Annotated in this window: 13 protein-coding genes; 1 reads left to right on the forward strand and 12 read right to left on the reverse strand. The window is 72.8% G+C overall.

Going from position 1 to position 16,897, the window contains the following annotated elements; translation table 11 throughout:
• Nucleotides 1-21 precede the first annotated feature (21 nt).
• Nucleotides 22-1,386: a PAS domain-containing protein gene (locus EV284_RS27785; protein ID WP_130338893.1), complete on the reverse strand. Its 1,365-nt coding sequence runs from the start codon at nucleotides 1,384-1,386 to the stop codon at nucleotides 22-24.
• A 387-nt stretch (nucleotides 1,387-1,773) separates the two neighbouring features.
• Entirely contained in the window at nucleotides 1,774-2,484 is a 711-nt protein-coding gene (pdxH, locus tag EV284_RS27790; protein ID WP_207229153.1) for a pyridoxamine 5'-phosphate oxidase, read from the reverse strand.
• Between the two features lie 151 nt (nucleotides 2,485-2,635).
• Here pdxH and EV284_RS27795 point away from each other — a divergent pair, with 151 nt between their 5' ends.
• On the forward strand, nucleotides 2,636-3,736 hold the full coding sequence (locus tag EV284_RS27795; RefSeq protein ID WP_130338897.1) for a citrate synthase 2: 1,101 nt from the start codon (nucleotides 2,636-2,638) through the stop codon (nucleotides 3,734-3,736).
• A 77-nt stretch (nucleotides 3,737-3,813) separates the two neighbouring features.
• Here EV284_RS27795 and EV284_RS27800 read toward each other — a convergent pair whose 3' ends face one another.
• The 10 genes from EV284_RS27800 to EV284_RS27850 all read right to left on the reverse strand — a co-directional run bounded on the left by EV284_RS27800 (nucleotide 3,814) and on the right by EV284_RS27850 (nucleotide 16,786).
• On the reverse strand, nucleotides 3,814-4,842 hold the full coding sequence (locus tag EV284_RS27800; protein ID WP_130338899.1) for a 2-oxoglutarate and iron-dependent oxygenase domain-containing protein: 1,029 nt from the start codon (nucleotides 4,840-4,842) through the stop codon (nucleotides 3,814-3,816).
• Between the two features lie 224 nt (nucleotides 4,843-5,066).
• A complete protein-coding gene (locus EV284_RS27805) occupies nucleotides 5,067-5,681 on the reverse strand; it encodes a TetR/AcrR family transcriptional regulator (protein ID WP_130338901.1) in 615 nt (204 codons plus the stop codon).
• Nucleotides 5,669-6,403 (reverse strand): enoyl-CoA hydratase family protein, encoded by a 735-nt coding sequence (locus EV284_RS27810; RefSeq protein WP_130338903.1) that lies wholly within the window; start codon nucleotides 6,401-6,403, stop codon nucleotides 5,669-5,671. Before EV284_RS27810 ends, EV284_RS27805 begins: the two co-directional genes overlap by 13 nt.
• Nucleotides 6,400-7,962, reverse strand: a complete 1,563-nt coding sequence (locus EV284_RS27815; protein WP_130338905.1) for a 4-coumarate--CoA ligase family protein — start codon at nucleotides 7,960-7,962, stop codon at nucleotides 6,400-6,402. Before EV284_RS27815 ends, EV284_RS27810 begins: the two co-directional genes overlap by 4 nt.
• A gap of 184 nt (nucleotides 7,963-8,146) precedes the next feature.
• Nucleotides 8,147-9,307, reverse strand: coding sequence for an acyl-CoA dehydrogenase family protein (locus EV284_RS27825; protein ID WP_130338907.1), 1,161 nt, complete (start codon nucleotides 9,305-9,307; stop codon nucleotides 8,147-8,149).
• 81 nt (nucleotides 9,308-9,388) lie between these two features.
• A complete protein-coding gene (locus EV284_RS27830; RefSeq protein ID WP_130338909.1) occupies nucleotides 9,389-11,236 on the reverse strand; it encodes a biotin carboxylase N-terminal domain-containing protein in 1,848 nt (615 codons plus the stop codon).
• Nucleotides 11,237-11,241: 5 nt separating this feature from the next.
• Nucleotides 11,242-12,840: a carboxyl transferase domain-containing protein gene (locus EV284_RS27835; RefSeq protein WP_130338911.1), complete on the reverse strand. Its 1,599-nt coding sequence runs from the start codon at nucleotides 12,838-12,840 to the stop codon at nucleotides 11,242-11,244.
• Nucleotides 12,841-12,961: 121 nt separating this feature from the next.
• Entirely contained in the window at nucleotides 12,962-14,644 is a 1,683-nt protein-coding gene (locus EV284_RS27840) for an acyclic terpene utilization AtuA family protein (protein WP_130338913.1), read from the reverse strand.
• Nucleotides 14,641-15,513 (reverse strand): TIGR03084 family metal-binding protein, encoded by an 873-nt coding sequence (locus EV284_RS27845; protein ID WP_130338915.1) that lies wholly within the window; start codon nucleotides 15,511-15,513, stop codon nucleotides 14,641-14,643. The genes EV284_RS27840 and EV284_RS27845 overlap by 4 nt, the downstream gene beginning before the upstream one ends.
• Nucleotides 15,514-15,862: 349 nt before the next feature.
• A complete protein-coding gene (locus EV284_RS27850; RefSeq protein ID WP_130338917.1) occupies nucleotides 15,863-16,786 on the reverse strand; it encodes an EamA family transporter in 924 nt (307 codons plus the stop codon).
• Nucleotides 16,787-16,897: the final 111 nt, after the last annotated feature.

A 16,897-nucleotide genomic window follows, 5' to 3' on the forward strand; every position in this document is an offset into this window, starting at 1 on the left:
CCCTCTGCCGCCGTCGGCGGTTCACACCTGTCCGGTGCCCCGTGCCGTGTCCGCCAGGTCCAGCGCCGCCGCGATGCGCGCGGCCACCTCCTCCGCGTACGTGGTGTCCGTGCGGTCGAAGCCGTCGCGGGACGTGCCGCGCAGGAAGGTCAGCACGCCCAGCGTCCGCCCCCGGCTGCGCAGCGGGGTGCACAGCGCGTGGGCGGTGGCGGCCGGCCAGTGCCGGGTGCGGGCCCACTCCCGCGACCGCTCGGGCGGTACCCCGTTCACATCGGCGCGCACGGTGCCGCCGCGCTCGGTGCACCGGGGTGCCGGGTGGTCCGGGGCGTAGCGCACGGGCAGCCCGGTGTGGACGTCGGCGCCCGGTGTCCCGGCGGGCGTGGCGGCGAGCCGCTCCAGCCGTACGGTCTCCCCGCGCGATTCGGTGAGCCGGTCCAGCAGGGCGTGGTCGGCGAAGCCGGCGAGGGCGAACTCCAGGTGGACGACGGCCGCCTCGGCGGGGTCCTCGCACTCGGCGGCGGCCCGGGCCGCGCGGTGCAACTGGTTGACGCGGAACCGCAGCAGGGACGCCTCGCGCTCCCCCAGCCGGGCCTCGGTGACGTCCTGGAAGAGCCAGCCGACCCCGAGCGGCACCGGCTCCTGCCCCAGCGGCGAGGCCAGCCGGACGAACCCGCTGCGCCAGCAGCGCCGCCGCTCCCCCTCGGCCGTGCGGACGGTCACCCACAGCTCGATCGGGCCGGGCGGGGCGCCCTCGGCCAGCACATGGGTGAGCGCGTTCTCCAGCTCCTCCACCCCCTGGGCGAGGAGTTCGCCGAGCGGCCGCCCGAGCGCGGCGGAGCGGCCGACGCCCAGGGCGCGGGCCGCGTGCGCGTTGACGACGGCCGGGCGCAGGTCGGCGTCGATGAGGAGGACCCCCCAGGACGCGTCCTCGAAGAGGGCCTCGCTCAGCGCGATGGACCGCTCCAGGTCGATCTGGGTGTGCACCTCGCTGAACGCGCAGTACAGGCCCGCCGGGCGGCCGTCCGGGCCGCGTACGGCCGCCGACTGGGTGCGTACCAGGACGCGGCGGCCGTCCTTGGTGACGAGGGCGAACTCGTGGACCTGGCGGCCGGGGGCGCGCATCGCCGACCGCAGCCGCTCGCGCACCTCCGCGTCGTCGGCGCTGCGCACCGCCCAGCCGGCGAAACCCGGCCGGCCGACCGCCTCGGCGGCGCTCCAGCCGAGGATGCGCTCGGCCTCGCGGTTCCAGTGGGTGACCGTGCCGTCCGCGTCGAAGGCGCACAGGGCGGCGTCCATGCCGTCCAGCAGGGCGTTGAGCAGGTCGGCGCCGCCCGGTTCCTCCGGTCCCAGCTCGTCGGTGGTCCCACTGCGCCGGGAAGCACTCACCCTGGTCCCCCTTGCACGATCCGTCCGGCTGACGGCGTCGATGGTCATTCAACTCGACCGTGACCCAGCCCACACGCCGTTCCGCCAGATTGCGGCGGTGAAAATCACTTGAACCTCCGGTGCCCGCTTTTTTAGGCTGGCGGCACACGGAAGGGAGGTGGTTCGGCAGATGTATGGAAACCGGACGCGTGAGGTGGCTGCGGGCTAGCGGCCCGTCACCCCACCGAGTGCGGTGCCGGACCAGTACGTGATCTCAGCGTGCGGCCGGCCCAATCCCAGGCAGTCACCCGACCCGCGAGTTCGCCGGCACGTCCGGCCGGCTCCCCCGCCGCACGGCGGAGGAACCAGAACTCGCGGGTCGTTCCGTGTTTGCGGGCCCTCGCGCTCTCAAGGGCTCAGCCGTTCGGTCGTCCAGGAGCCGTCCGGCAGGGCGGTGTACCGAAGCCGGTCGTGCAACCGGTTCTCCCGCCCCTGCCAGAACTCCACCGTCTCCGGCGCGACCCGGAACCCGCCCCAGTTCTCCGGCACCGGCACCTCCTCGCCCTCCGGGTACCGGGCGGCGAGGTCGGCGTAGGCGGCGTCGAGTTCCGCACGGGAGCCGATCACCGTGGACTGGGCGCTGGCCCACGCGCCGAGCCGCGAGCCGTGCGGGCGGCTGCGGAAGTAGGCGGCGGTCTCCTCGCGGCTGGTGCGCCGGGCCACCCCGCAGACGATCACCTGGCGGGCGATGGGGTGCCAGGGGAAGAGCAGCGAGACGTACGGGTCGCCGGCCAGGTCGCGGGCCTTGCGGGAGCCGTAGTTGGTGTAGAAGACGAAGCCGTCGCCGTCGTAGCCCTTCATCAGCACCGTGCGGGAGCTGGGACGGCCGGTGGGGTCGACGGTGGAGACGACCATCGCGTTGGGCTCGTAGAGAGTGCCGAGGACGGAGGCGCGGACGGCGTCGTCGAACCAGTGGGCGAACTGGTCCATCGGGCGCGCGGCCAGTTGCTCCACGTCGAGACCGTGTGCCCGGTACTGCTCGCGCATGAACGCGGGGTCCACGGCCGGGTCGGGTTTCGGGGTGAGATCGCGGTCGGTCACGCGGTCATCCTGCCGCATCGCACGAACGTGGCACTGAGTGCCGCAGGGTCTCCCCAAGTGTGGCACTCAGGGCTATCGTGCTGTTCCCGCCCCTCGTTCCGGGTGACCCCCGCGCGTATGGGGCAGTACCGGTGATGACCGCCACCGACCCACACCGAGGAGCCGCCTTATGTCCGCGTTCGTACCCGGACTAGAGGGAGTCGTCGCTTTCGAGACCGAGATCGCCGAGCCGGACAAGGAGGGCGGGTCGCTCCGCTACCGGGGCGTCGACATCGAGGACCTCGTCGGGCACGTCTCCTTCGGGAACGTGTGGGGGCTGCTGGTGGACGGCGCCTTCGCGCCGGGCCTGCCCGCGGCCGAACCGTTCCCGATCCCCGTGCACTCCGGCGACATCCGGGTGGACGTGCAGTCCGCGCTCGCCATGCTGGCGCCGGTGTGGGGCCTGAAGCCGCTGCTGGACATCGACGCCGGGCAGGCCCGCGACGACCTCGCCCGCGCCGCCGTCATGGCGCTCTCCTACGTCGCCCAGTCCGCGCGCGGCCAGGGGCTGCCGATGGTGCCGCAGCGGGAGATCGACAAGGCCCGCACGGTCGTCGAGCGGTTCATGATCCGCTGGCGCGGCGAGCCCGACCCGAAGCATGTCGCGGCCGTCGACGCGTACTGGACCTCCGCCGCCGAGCACGGCATGAACGCGTCCACCTTCACCGCACGGGTCATCGCCTCCACCGGGGCCGATGTCGCCGCCGCGCTGTCCGGGGCGGTGGGCGCGATGTCGGGGCCGCTGCACGGGGGCGCCCCCTCCCGCGTGCTGGGGATGATCGAGGAGATCGAGCGCACGGGTGACGCCGTCGGGTACGTGAAGAAGGCGCTGGACCGGGGTGAGCGGCTCATGGGGTTCGGGCACCGGGTGTACCGGGCCGAGGACCCTCGGGCTCGGGTGCTGCGGCGGACGGCGCGGGAGTTGGGGGCGCCGCGGTTCGAGATCGCCGAGGCGTTGGAGAAGGCCGCGCTGGAGGAATTGCACAATCGGCGGCCGGACCGGGTGCTGGCCACCAACGTGGAGTTCTGGGCGGCTATTATGCTCGACTTCGCCGAAGTTCCCTCGCACATGTTCACTTCCATGTTCACGTGTGCGCGTACTGCCGGATGGTCGGCGCATATTCTCGAGCAGAAGCGGACGGGGCGGCTGGTGCGGCCTTCTGCGGAGTACGTGGGGCCTGGGACTCGGAAGCCTTCTGATATCTCCGGGTTCGAGAACATCGCCCACTGAGTGGGGTGGTTGGGGCGCGGAGGGCGGGCGGCTCGCCGTTCTGGCTGGTCGCGCGGTTCCCCGCGCCCCTTGCGTACTCATGCGGGCGTCAGTAGATCCGCATGGTGTCTTTCCGCCACCAGGGGGTGCGCTCGGAGCTTGCCCTTCAGCTCGTTGTAGCCGTATTCCGCGAAAAGCGGGTTCGACGGGTCCGTCGATATGCCCCGGGCCTTTTCCGCGTGCGGGAAAGGCAGCGGGGCTATTTTCGCGTCCAGGCTCGGGTTGTAGAAGAAGGGGACCGAGTAGCGTTCCGTGGCCGCGGGCGGGCTCACCACGCGGTGGTTGGTGGCTACCAGGTAGCCGTTGGTGGCCACTTCCAGGAGTTCGCCGAGGTTGACGACGAAGGCGCCGTCCAGGGGCGGGACCTCGTGGAAGTTGCCGTCGGCCCGCTGGACCTGGAGGCCGCCGACCCTGTCCTGGAGGAGCAGGGTGAGGAAGCCGTAGTCCTTGTGGGCGCCGACGCCCTGGTCGGTGCCGTCGCCCGCGCTGCCGGGGTAGCGGACCAGCTTGAGGTGCGGGTGGGCGTGGGCGCCGAAGACCGGGTCGTAGAAGCCGGCCGGCGCGCCGATGGCGGTGAGCAGTTCGCGCAGCAGGCGCTGGGCGACCGCGCTGAGCTTCCCGATCCAGGCCAGCGCGGCCGTGCGCAGCTCGGGCAGGGCGGCGGGCCACTGGTTGGGGCCCTGGAGCCACCAGTACGGCGGCTCGCCGGGGCCGGGCACGCGGGCCGGGCGCTCGGCGCCGATGTCGAGCTGGTCGCGCCAGTCGCGGGCGCCCCCGGTGCGCTCGTCGCCGGTACGGGTGTAGCCCCGGAAGTGCGGGGAGTTGACGTTGTCCAGAGCGAGCCGGTCGGCCTCGGGCAGGGCGAAGAAGGCCCGCATGGCCGAGGTCAGGGCGTCGGTCTCGGCCTGCGTCACGCCGTGCCCGGTCAGCTGGAAGAAGCCCACGTCATGGGCGGCGCTGTGCAGCCGGGCGTGGAAGAGGGCCCGCTCCTCGGGGCCGCGGTCGGCGGCCGAGAGGTCGATGATCGGGAGCTGGGCGTACGACGGGTCCGTCGCATGAGTCGTCATGGTGCGTCCGCGAGGTGTACGGGGCACGGGCAGCCGCGAGGGGTGTGGCGGCCCCCTGGTGCCGGACGAAGTGAAGAACTAGACGAGAGAGAGGGGGCTGGATCAGGCGGAGCGCCGACAGCCCATGCTCGTGACGCGCACGTAGTCCACGTGGCGGCGTCGGACGAGCATCGGAAGCATGGGCCCAGAGTACTGCGGGCCTTCGATTTCGCGTGTGACGCGGGTCACCGACCCTCGCCGAGGACCCCGTCCAGCAGCGCCGCCCACTGGGCCACGACCCGCTCGCGGCGGGCGGTGTCGTCGGTGAGCAGGGTGGCGAGGCCGAGGCCGCGTGCCATGTCGAGCAGCCCCTGCACGCTCTCGCGGACACCGGGCCGGGACTCGTCGGCGCCCAGGAGTTCCACGGCGATCCGGTGGCTCTCCCGGCCGACGCGGGCCTCCAGCTCGGTCACCCGGCCGCGCAGCTGCTCCTCGTTCGCGGCGGCCACCCAGAGCTGGAGCGCGGCCCGGAAGAGCGGGCCGGTGTACAGGCCCACCAGGGCGGAGACGACGGCCCCGCGGTCGCCGGGTCCGTCCGGGAACAGGTCCCGCAGGGCGGTGGAGCGCCGTTCCGCTACGTACTCGACGGCCGCCGTGAAGAGGTCCTCGCGGGTGGGGAAGTGGTGCTGGGCCGCGCCCCGCGAGACGCCCGCGCGCTCGGCGACGACCGAGACCGTGGAGCCCGCCCAGCCGTGTTCGGCGAGGCAGGCCACGGCGGCCTCCAGCAGCCGCAGCCGGGTGGCCCGGCTGCGGTCCTGCTTGGGTACGCGGTCGCGTTCCGCCGTACTCACACCACCCATGCCGCATCCCGTCTTTCCAGGAAGGCCGTCATCCCCTCCCGCGCCTCGGGGGCGGAGAACAGCCGGGCCGAGAGCGCGGTGAACCGGTCCGCGTCCCGGTCGAACGTCTGAAGCACCCTAGCCGTGAGCAGCTCCTTCGTCGCGGCCAGGGCCTCGGGCGAGGAGCGGCGCAGGCCGTCCAGGACCGGGGTGAGGGCCTCGTCCACGTCGTCGCCGGTGAGCGTGAGCAGGCCGAGCCGTACCGCCTCGGCGGGGCCGAAGCGCTCGCCGGTGAGGTAGTAGCGGGCCAGCTCGCGCGGATCGGCGCGCGGCAGCAGCGGCAGGGAGATCACGGCCGGGGCGACCCCGATGCGGACCTCGGTGAAGGCGAAGGTGGACCCGGCCGAGGAGGCCGCGATGTCACAGGCGCCGACCAGTCCGAGCCCGCCCGCGCGGACGTGCCCGGTGATCCGGGCGATCACCGGTCTGGGCAGCTCCACGAGCTGCCGCAACAGGCCCACCAGGGCGTTCGGGTGGGGCGGTTCGCGCAGGTCGGCCCCGGCGCAGAAGGTGTTGCCGGTGTGGGTGAGCACGACGGCCCGGACACCGGGGTCCTTTCCGCACTCGGCCAACGTCTCGGCGAGTTCCGCCACCAGCGGCGCGGAGAGGGCGTTGCGGGTGTCCGGGGAGTCCAGGCTGAGCGTCTCCACGGCCCGGTCGCGGGTGCGTCCGACGAGGGTCATGGGCGCAGCTCCCGGCGCAGGATCTTGCCGGAGGCGGCACGGGGCACCACGTCGGTGAAGGTGACCCCGCGCACCCGCTTGTACGGCGCGACGCGCTCGCCCACGTACAGCATCACGTCGTTGGCGCTGAGGTCCGGCGTGGTGGGCCGGCGGACGACGAAGGCGTGCGGGGCCTCGTTGCCGTCCTCGTTGACGACGCCGATCACGGCCGCGTCCGCGATGCCGGGGTGGGTGAGCAGCAGGGCCTCCAGTTCGGCGGGGGCCACCTGGAACCCCTTGTACTTGATGAGTTCCTTCACCCGGTCCACCACGAACAGCCATCCCTCGTCGTCCACCTGGCCGACGTCGCCGGTGTGCAGCCAGCCGTCGGCGTCGATCATCGCGGCGGTGGCGTCGGGGCGGCCCAGATAGCCCTTCATGATCTGCGGGCCCCGGATCAGGATCTCGCCGCGCTCGCCGGGGCCGAGGTCCTTGCCGGGGTCGTCCAGGGAGACGATCCGCATCTCGGTGCCGGCGATGAGCCTGCCGACCGTGCCGGGCGGCGCGTCGCGCAGATGGGCGAGCGGGACGACGTGGGTGCCGGGCGACAGCTCCGTCATGCCGTACGCCTGGCCCAGCGGCGGCAGCCCGAGCCGGTCGGCGCAGGCCGCGGCGAGGGCGGCGTCCAGCGGGGCGGCGGCACTGAGGACGTACCGCAGCGAGGAGAGGTCGTACCGGGTGATCGAGGGGTGCTTGGCGAGGGCGAGCACGATCGGCGGGGCGACGTACAGGCCGGTGATGCGGTGGGTCTCGATCGCCGCGAGGAAGGTGTCCAGCTCGAAGCGGGGCAGCACGACCACGGTGGCGCCGTTGCGCAGGGGCGCGTTCATCAGGGCGGTCAGGCCGTAGATGTGGAAGAACGGCAGCACCGCGAGGATGCGCTCACCGGGCTCCACCGTGACGGCGGGCTCCAGTTGGGCGAGGTTGGTGGCGATCTGCCGGTGGGTGAGCATCACGCCCTTGGGCGTGCCGGTGGTCCCGGAGGAGTACGGCAGTACGGCGACGTCCTCGGCGGGGTCGACCGCCACGTCCGGCTCGGGGGCGGTGGTGGCGAGCAGTTCGGTCAGCGAGCGGTGGCCGGGCGCCTGGTCGCAGACGAATATCTCCCGTACTCCGCCCGCGAGTTCGGCGGCTCTGCGGGCGGTCGGCAGCAGCGGGGAGACGGTGATCAGCCAGCGTGCCGAGCTGTCCGCGAGCTGCTTGGCCAGCTCCTGAGGGGTGTGCAGCGGATGCGCGGTGGTGACGGTGGCGCCGGCGCGGGTGGCCGCGTAGAAGGCGAGCGGGAACGCGATGGTGTTGGGGCTGTGCAGGGCGAGCACGTCACCCTTGCGCACCCCGGCCTCCGCGAGCGCGGCACTCAGTCTCCGGTGCAGGACGTCGAGTTGGGCGTAGGTGAGGGTGGTGCCGTCCACGCCGTCGATCAGCGCGGGCCGGTCTCCGTGGGCGGCGGCTCGGCCCAGGACGGCGTCGTGGATGGCCTCTTCGACCGGTGGGATCTCGGCGTACGGGCTGTGGAACATGGTTCCTCCGAACGTCGGGCGCTAGGGGGTGTCTTGTCGATCAGGCCGGATCAGGGAGCGGCGTCTGGTGCCGTGCGTCGCAAGGCGGAGGAGGGAGCCGATGCGGAGCATCGGGGACCGACGACAACGCGGCGAGGTGCGGTGCCAGGCGTCGCGAGCCCGGCGTGATCGGCAAGACACCCCCCTAGTACGACTTGGGCAGGCCGAGGGTCTGGTGGGAGATGTAGTTGAGGATCATCTCCCGGCTCACCGGGGCGATCCGGGCCACCCGCGCGCCGATGATCAGCGAGGCGAGCCCGAACTCGCGGGTCAGGCCGTTGCCGCCGAGGGTGTGCACCGCCTGGTCGACGGCCCGTACACACGCCTCCCCCGCCGCGTACTTGGCCATGTTGGCCGCCTCGCCCGCGCCGATGTCGTCCCCGGCGTCGTAGAGGAGGGCCGCCTTCTGCATCATCAGCCTGGCCAGTTCCAGGTCGATGTGGGCCTGGGCGAGGGGATGCGCGATCGCCTGGTGGGCGCCGATCGGGGTCTTCCAGACGGTGCGCTCACGGGCGTACTCCAGCGCCTTGGCGACGGCGTACCGGCCCATCCCGATGGCGAACGCGGCCGTCATCACGCGCTCCGGGTTCAACCCGGCGAAGAGCTGGAGCAGCCCGGCGTCCTCATCGCCCACCAGGGCGTCGGCGGGCAGCCGTACGTCGTCCAGGACCAGTTCCCACTGCTTCTCGGCGGCGCTCAGCTCCATGTCGATCGGGTTGCGGGAGAACCCCTCGACGTCGCGCGGGACGATGAACAGGCACGGCTTGAGCCTGCCGGTGCGGGCGTCCTCGGTGCGGCCGACGATCAGGACGGCGTCGGCGTGGTCCACCCCGGAGATGAAGACCTTCCGGCCGGTGAGCAGCCAGTCGTCGCCGTCCCGGCGGGCGGTGGTGGTGATGCGGTGGGAGTTGGAGCCGGCGTCGGGCTCGGTGATGCCGAAGGCCATCAGTTTCGTGCCGTCGGCGAGTCCGGGGAGCCAGGTGCGCTTCTGGTCCTCGGTGCCGAACCGGGAGATCACGGTGCCGCAGATGGCCGGGGAGACGACCAGCATCAGGAGGGGGGCTCCCGAGGCGCCCAGCTCCTCCAGGACGATGGAGAGTTCGGCTATGCCGCCGCCTCCGCCGCCGTACTCCTCCGGAAGATTGACGCCCAGGTAGCCCAACTTGGCTGCCTCTTGCCAGAGTTCGGTGGGGTAGCGGCCCTCGGCTATGACGCGGGTGAGGTACTCGCGGCCGTAGCGCTTGCCGAGGGCGGAGACTGCTTTGCGGAGGGCCTGGTGTTCTTCGGACTCGATGAGGGTGGTCACCTTTTACTCCTTCGCGTGCGGGCTGTTCGTGGCTGGTCGCGCTCGCGCGGCGACAGCCGCGGATCGATGCGCCCCCCTGGGTCAGCTGGTCTCGACCACGGCCAGGAGGGCGCCCATCTCCACCTGGCGGCCCACGGCTGCCGGGAGTGACGTCAGGGTGCCGTCCGTGGGGGCGGTGATGCGGTGTTCCATCTTCATCGCCTCCAGCCAGATCAGCGGCTGGCCCGCCGTGACCTCGGCGCCCTCGGTCAGGCCCTCCGCGATGCGGACGACCGTGCCGGGCATGGGGGCCAGGAGGGAGCCGGGGGCGTGTGCGGTGGTGGGGTCGGGGAAGCGGGGGAGGGCGGTGAGGGCGGTGCCGTTCACGTGGACCTGGTCGCCGTAGCGGGCGATCTCGAACTTCCTCTGCACGCCGTCCACTTCGAGGACGACCAGGTGCGGGGCGGCCCGCACCACGCGGACGCCGTCCGCCGCCAGGCCGCTGCGGGTGTGGCGGTAGGCGACCTCGTACTCCTCCCCCGCCCTCTCGTACCGCTTCACCTGCGGGCCCGAGGGGACGTTGCGCCAGCCGCCGAAGCGGGAGCGGCCGTGGGCGTCGGCGAGGGCCGCGGCGAGGGGGGCGTACGGGTCGGGGGCGGGCTCGGTGAGGGCGGTGAGGTGGCGGTCGTAGAAGCCGGTGTCCATGTGGGCTTCGGTGAACTCGGGGTGCCTGAGCGAGCGGACCAGCAGGTCGCGGTTGGTGACCGGGCCGTGCAGCGCGGTGCGCTCCAGGGCGCCGGCGAGCCTGCGGACCGCCTCGGCGCGGGTGGGGGCGTGCGCGATGACCTTCGCGAGCATCGGGTCGTAGTGCACGCCGATGGTGTCGCCGTCCGCGCAGCCAGTGTCCAGCCGTACGCCGTCCGGCACGGTGAAGCGGTGCAGGGTGCCGGTCTGCGGGGCCCAGCCGCGCGCCGGGTCCTCGGCGTACAGCCGGGCCTCGACGGCGTGTCCGCGCGGGGCCGGCTGCGCGGCGGGGAGGGCGTGTCCCTCGGCGACGCGGATCTGCTCGGCGACCAGGTCGAGGCCGAACACCGCCTCGGTGACGGGGTGTTCGACCTGGAGGCGGGTGTTCATCTCCAGGAAGTGGGCGCGGCCGTCGGCCACCAGGAACTCCACGGTGCCCGCGCCCTCGTAGGACACGGCACGCGTCGCCCGCTCGGCGAGCGCGTACAACTGCTCGGTGAGCGCGGGCGGCAGACCCGGTGCCGGGGCCTCCTCGATCACCTTCTGGTGCCTGCGCTGGAGCGAGCAGTCGCGGGTGCCGAGCGTCCACACGGTGCCGTGGGTGTCGGCGAGGACCTGCACCTCGACGTGGCGGCCGTTCTCCAGGTAGGGCTCCACGAACACCTCGCCGTCCCCGAACGCGCTCGCCGCCTCCGCGCGGGCGTCCTCCAGCGCACCGGGCAGCGCGGCGAGGTCGCGTACGACCCGCATGCCGCGTCCGCCGCCGCCCGCGGCCGCCTTCACCAGGACGGGCAGGTCGGCCGGGGTGACGTCGTGGGCGTCGAGCGGGGCGAGGCCCATCAGTTCCTTGGCGCGGGTCTTGGACGCCATCGCCTCGATCGCCTCGGGCGGGGGCCCGATCCAGACGAGCCCGGCGTCCCGTACGGCACGGGCGAAGCCGGCGTTCTCGGAGAGGAATCCGTAGCCGGGGTGCACGGCGTCCGCGCCGGCCGCGAGAGCGGCCTTCACGATGAGGTCGCCGCGCAGATACGTATCGGCCGGCGCGGCGCCCGGCAGCCGTACCGCCGTGTCGGCCACACGTGTGTGCAGCGCACCCTCATCCGCGTCGGAGTGTATGGCGACGGTGCGTATTCCCAGGTCGGCGCAGGTGCGGAAGATACGGCAGGCGATCTCGCCCCGGTTGGCGACGAGCAGGGTGGAAATCATGGGCCTCACATCCGGAAGACGCCGAAGCCGCCACGGGCGCCCTCGTAGGGAGCGGTGTGTATGGCGGACAGGCACATACCGAGGACGGTTCGGGTGTCGCGAGGGTCGATGACGCCGTCGTCGTAGAGCCGCCCGGACAGGAACATGGGGAGCGACTCCGACTCGATCTGCCCCTCGACCATCGCGCGCAGGGCGGCGTCCCCCTCCTCGTCGTACGGCTGCCCCTTGGCCAGGGCCGACTGGCGGGCCACGATCGACAGCACCCCCGCGAGCTGCTGCGGGCCCATGACGGCCGACTTGGCGCTGGGCCAGGCGAAGAGGAAGCGGGGGTCGTAGGCGCGGCCGCACATGCCGTAGTGGCCGGCGCCGTAGGACGCGCCCATGAGGACGGAGAGGTGCGGCACCGTGGAGTTGCTGACCGCGTTGATCATCATCGAGCCGTGCTTCACGATGCCGCCCTGCTCGTACTCCTTGCCGACCATGTAGCCGGTGGTGTTGTGCAGGAACAGCAGCGGGATGTCGCGCTGGTTGGCGAGCTGGATGAACTGCGCCGCCTTCTGCGACTCCTCGCTGAACAGCACCCCGCGCGCGTTGGCCAGGATGCCGACGGGATAGCCGTGCAGCCCGGCCCAGCCGGTGACCAGGCTCGTGCCGTACAGCGGCTTGAACTCGTCGAAGTCGGAGGCGTCGACCAGGCGGGCGATGACCTCGCGCGGGTCGAAGGGGGTGCGCAGGTCGCCGGGGACGATGCCGAGCAGCTCCCCGGGGTCGTACTTGGGCGGCTCGGCGAAGCCCGGGTCGGGGTACGCCTTGCGGTGGTTGAGCCGCGCGACCACCCTGCGCGCCTGCCGGATCGCGTCCCGCTCGTCCACCGCGAAGTGGTCGGCGAGGCCGGAGGTCCTGGCGTGCATCTCGGCTCCGCCCAGCGACTCGTCGTCGCTCTCCTCACCGGTCGCCATCTTCACCAGCGGCGGCCCTCCGAGGAACACCTTCGCCCGGTCCTTGACCATGATCACGTGATCGGACATCCCGGGGATGTACGCGCCGCCCGCCGTGGAGTTGCCGAACACCACGGCCACGGTCGGGATGCCCTCGGCCGACAGCCGGGTCAGGTCCCGGAAGATCGCCCCGCCCGGGATGAAGATCTCCTTCTGCGAGGGGAGATCGGCGCCGCCGGACTCCACCAGGCTGATGACGGGGAGGCGGTTGGCCCGCGCGATCTCGTTCGCCCGCAGGGCCTTCTTCAGGCTCCACGGGTTGCTCGCGCCGCCGCGCACGGTGGCGTCGTTGGCGGTGATCAGGCACTCGGTTCCCTCGACCACCCCGATGCCGGTGACCAGGGAGGCGCCGACGGTGTACTCGCTGCCCCAGGCGGCGAGGGGGGACAGCTCCAGGAACGGCGTGTCGGGGTCGAGCAGCAGCTCGATCCGCTCACGGGCGAGCAGCTTGCCGCGCTTGCGGTGCCGGGCCACATATTTCTCGCCCCCACCCGCGAGCGCCTTGGCGTGCTCCGCCTCCAGGTCGGCGAGCTTGGCGAGCATGGTGTCGCGGTTGGCCCGGTGGTCGGGGGCGGTGGGGTCGAGGGTGGTGCGGAGGAGGGTCACGGGGTGCCTCCTTGGTGGCGGGGGTCTCCGGGATGGCGGTCTCCGGGGTGGCGGTCTCCGGGATGGCGGGGGCCTTGGGAGCGGAGGGTCGGGGAGCCGGCGGGGCGCACGGTCCGGGGCGTCACAGGAGGTCCTCCGGGATGTCCAGATGGCGGGAGCGGAGCCACTCGGCCAGGGCCTTGGCCTGGGGGTCGAAGCGGTGTCGGGAGGCCACGCCGGCGCCGAGGATGCCGGTGACGACGAAGTTCAGGGCGCACAGGCGGGGCAGGACATGCCGGGTGACCGGGAGGTCACGGGCCTCGGGGACCAGCTCCCGGAAGCGCTCGACGGTCAGCTCGTGGGCGAGCCAGCGCCAGGCGTCGGCGGAGCGGGCCCAGACGCCGACGTTGGCGTCCCCGCCCTTGTCCCCGCTACGGGCTCCGGCCACCCGGCCCAGGGGGGCGCGGCGGGTGCTGCCCACGTGGAGGGGCTCGGGCAGAGCGGGCTCGGGCAATGCGCTGAGTGGGAGCGTCTCCTGCGGCGCGCCCACATCGATACGGCGCCCATCGTGGAGGACGGCCACATGGCTCACGGCACCATGGGGCACGGTCACATGGTCGAACACCCCATAGGGCGAGCCCTTTCCCGGTGGCGCCAGCACATGGAAGCCGGGGTAACTGGCGAGCGCCAGCTCGATCGCGGCCCCGCTCAGCTCCCGCCCGACCACCTCGGGATCGGCGTCCCGTACGACGAGCCGGAGCAGCGCACTCGCCGTCTCCTCCGTGTCGGCGTCGGCCCGGTCGGTGCGGGCCAGCTCCCAGCGCACCTCTTCCGGAGCCGCCTTGGCGAGCGCGACGTCCATCTGGGCGCGCACCAGCTCCGCCTTGGCCTCGATGTCGAGACCGGTGAGGACGAAGGCGACCTCGTTGCGGAAGCCGCCGAGCCGGTTGAGGCCGACCTTGAGCGTGGGCGGGGGCGCCTCACCGCGCACCCCCTCGATCCGCACCCGGTCCGGTCCGTCCTGGCGGAGCCGTACCGTGTCCAGCCGGGCGGTGACATCGGGCCCCGCGTACCGGGCTCCCCCCGTCTCGTACAGCAACTGGGCCGTGACCGTACCGGTGTCGACGAACCCGCCGGTACCGGGATGCTTGGTCATGACGCTGCTGCCGTCGGCATGGATCTCTGCCAGCGGAAAGCCGGGACGGCGCACGTCACCGTCCTGGAAGAAGGCGTAGTTGCCGCCCGTGACCTGCGTCCCGCACTCCAGCAGATGCCCGGCGACGACGGCCCCGGCGAGCTGGTCGTGGTCCCCCGGTCCCCACCCGAAGTGCGCGGCGGCGGGCCCGGTGACGAGCGCGGCGTCGGTCACCCGCCCGGTGATCACCACGTCGGCCCCGGCCCGCAGGCACTCCGCGACACCGAAGCCGCCGAGGTAGGCGTGGGCGGCGAGGGTGCCGGGGTACGCGGCGGTGAGGTCGTCGCCCTCCACGTGCGCGACCCGTACGGGTATCCCGAGCCGCTCGGCCAACTCCCCCATCTTGGCGGCGAGTCCGGCGGGATTGAGCCCGCCCGCGTTGGTGACGATCCGCACCCCGCGCTCGTGGGCGAGCCCGAGGCAGTCCTCGAGCTGGCGCGCGAAGGTGCGGGCGTACCCGGCGCCGGGGTCCTTCAGCCGGTCGCGGCCCAGGATGAGCATGGTCAGCTCGGCGAGATAGTCCCCGGTGAGCACGTCGACCTCGCCGCCGGTGAGCATCTCGCGCAGGGCGCTGGAGCGGTCGCCGTAGAAGCCGGAGAAGTTGCCGATGCGGAGGGGGGTCGGCGTCACCGGGCAGGCTCCTCGGGCGGGGCCTCGTCGGCCACGGCTTCGTGGGGCACGGCTTCGTGGGGCGGGGCCTCCTCGGGCGAGGCCGCTTTGGGGTCGCGCCCGGTGCCCGGTGGGCCGGCGAAGGCCTGGGCGATGTCCAGCCAGCGGTCGGCGTCCGGGCCGACTGCGGTCAGGGCGAGGTCGGCGCGGTGGGCGCGCTGGGTGACGAGCAGGCAGAGATCGACCGCGGAGCCGGTGACCCGTTGCGCGGCGTCCTCGGGACCGTAGGTCCACAGCTCGCCCGAAGGGGCGCCGACCTCGACGCGGAACTCGTCCTGTGGCGCGGGCAGTCCGCGTACCGCGAAGGCGAAGTCCCGGGCCCGCACACCGATACGGACCACATGCCGGAGCCGGTCGGTGGGTGCGCGCACCACACCCAGTGCGTCGGCCACATCCTGGCCGTGGGCCCAGGTCTCCATCAGCCGGCCGGTGGCCATGGCCGCGGCCGACATGGGCGGCCCGAACCAGGGGAACCTGGTGTGCCGCGCGGCCGCCTCCCGCAAAGCGTGGTCCAGCTCCCGCCGGCCGTTCCGCCAGCGCGTGAGCAGTTCGGCGGGGCCCAGCCGGACGCCTTCCTCGGCGCCGTCGTCCACGAAGGAGTCGGGCGACGTGAGTGCCTGTTCGGCGAACTTCTGGAAGGCCGCCTGGTCTCTCATGGCGAGCAGGGCGGCTCGGTCGGTCCAGTGCAGATGGGCGATCTGGTGGGCGATGCTCCAGCGCGGGGCGGGCGTCGCGCGTGCCCACTCACTCTCGGTCAACTCGGCCACGAGCAGGTCGAGTTCCCGGCTTTCCTCACGCAGGTCGTCGAAGACGGGCGTCGGATCGGACATGGGCAGGAGCATGGCAGCGGGGACAGAAACAATCAAGCGTGCTTGCATTAATTCGTGGGAGTGAGGTCCCGGAGGACAGATGCGTCCGGGGCGTCTCCTCCGGCCGGGTCCGCCGGGTGCGCGCCCTCCCGGACCCCTCGGAGCTGCGACGACGGGTGCGGGACGGGCTGGGGTCGGGCTGGGGTCGGGCTGGGGGCCGGGCCATCGGTGCGCGTCGGTGCGGGGCGCCGGCGATCAGCCGCGGAGGCGGGCACGTCGAGCGACAGGGGTGTACTCCGCTTCGGACACGTGTCGGCACCAGCCCCACACCACCGGGCGCCCCCGGCGCCCCGCCCGCCGAACGGAGTGCTTACGCCTCCGGCGCCGGCGGCGCCACTCGCCGCGTCTGGGTACGCACCGCGCCGATGCTCGCCGCGATGACCAGCGCGATGGCGGCGGCCTGGGTCAGGGAGAGGGTCTGGTGCAGGACGAGGAAGCCCGCGGTGGCCGCCACGGCCGGCTCCAGACTCATCAGGATGGCGAAGGTCGGGGCGGGCAGGCGGCGGAGGGCGAGCAGTTCGAGGGTGTAGGGGAGGACCGAGGAAAGCAGGGCCACTGCCGAACCGAGGGCGATGGTGGTGGGGTTCAGCAGCCGGGTGCCCGCGTCGACGACACCCAGCGGGAGGAACACCAGCGCGGCCACCCCCATCGCGAGGGCCAGTCCGTCGGCCTGGGGGAAGCGGCGCCCCGTACGGGCGCTGAAGATGATGTACGCCGCCCACATGACGCCCGCCGACAGGGCGAAGCCGACGCCCAGCGGGTCGAGTCCGCTGAAGCCCCCGCCGCCCAGCAGGAAGACACCCGCCAGGGCGAGGGCCGCCCACACGGCGTTGATCGCGCGACGGGAGGCGAAGACGGACAGGGCGAGCGGTCCGAGGACTTCCAGGGTGACCGCGAGACCGAGCGGGATACGGGCGACCGCCTGGTAGAACAGGCCGTTCATCCCGGCCATGGTGAGACCGAAGACGATCACCGTGCCCCAGTCGGTACGGGAGTGCCCCCGCAGCCGGGGCCGGCACACCACGAGCAGCACGATGGCCGCAGCCACCAGCCGCAGCGTCACCACGCCGAGCGCGCCCGCGCGGGGCATCAGCGTCACCGCGAGCGCCCCGCCGAACTGGACCGATATCCCGCCCGCCAGCACCAGCCCGACCGGCCCCAGCGAGCCGAACCGGCCAGGGGAGTCAGGGGTGGTGGGGGTCTTGGCCGGGGCGGAGGTACGGACGGTGGTCACGGGCTGTCCTGGGGAGCGGCGGGAGTGGGCTTCATGCGTACACCTCGGTGTACTTCCCGGTCCACGGTAGTGGACCTCCGTCAGGTGTGTGAACCCTTATGCCACTGTACG

The organism is Streptomyces sp. BK022, from assembly GCF_004217355.1.
Classification (GTDB): domain Bacteria; phylum Actinomycetota; class Actinomycetes; order Streptomycetales; family Streptomycetaceae; genus Streptomyces; species Streptomyces griseoluteus.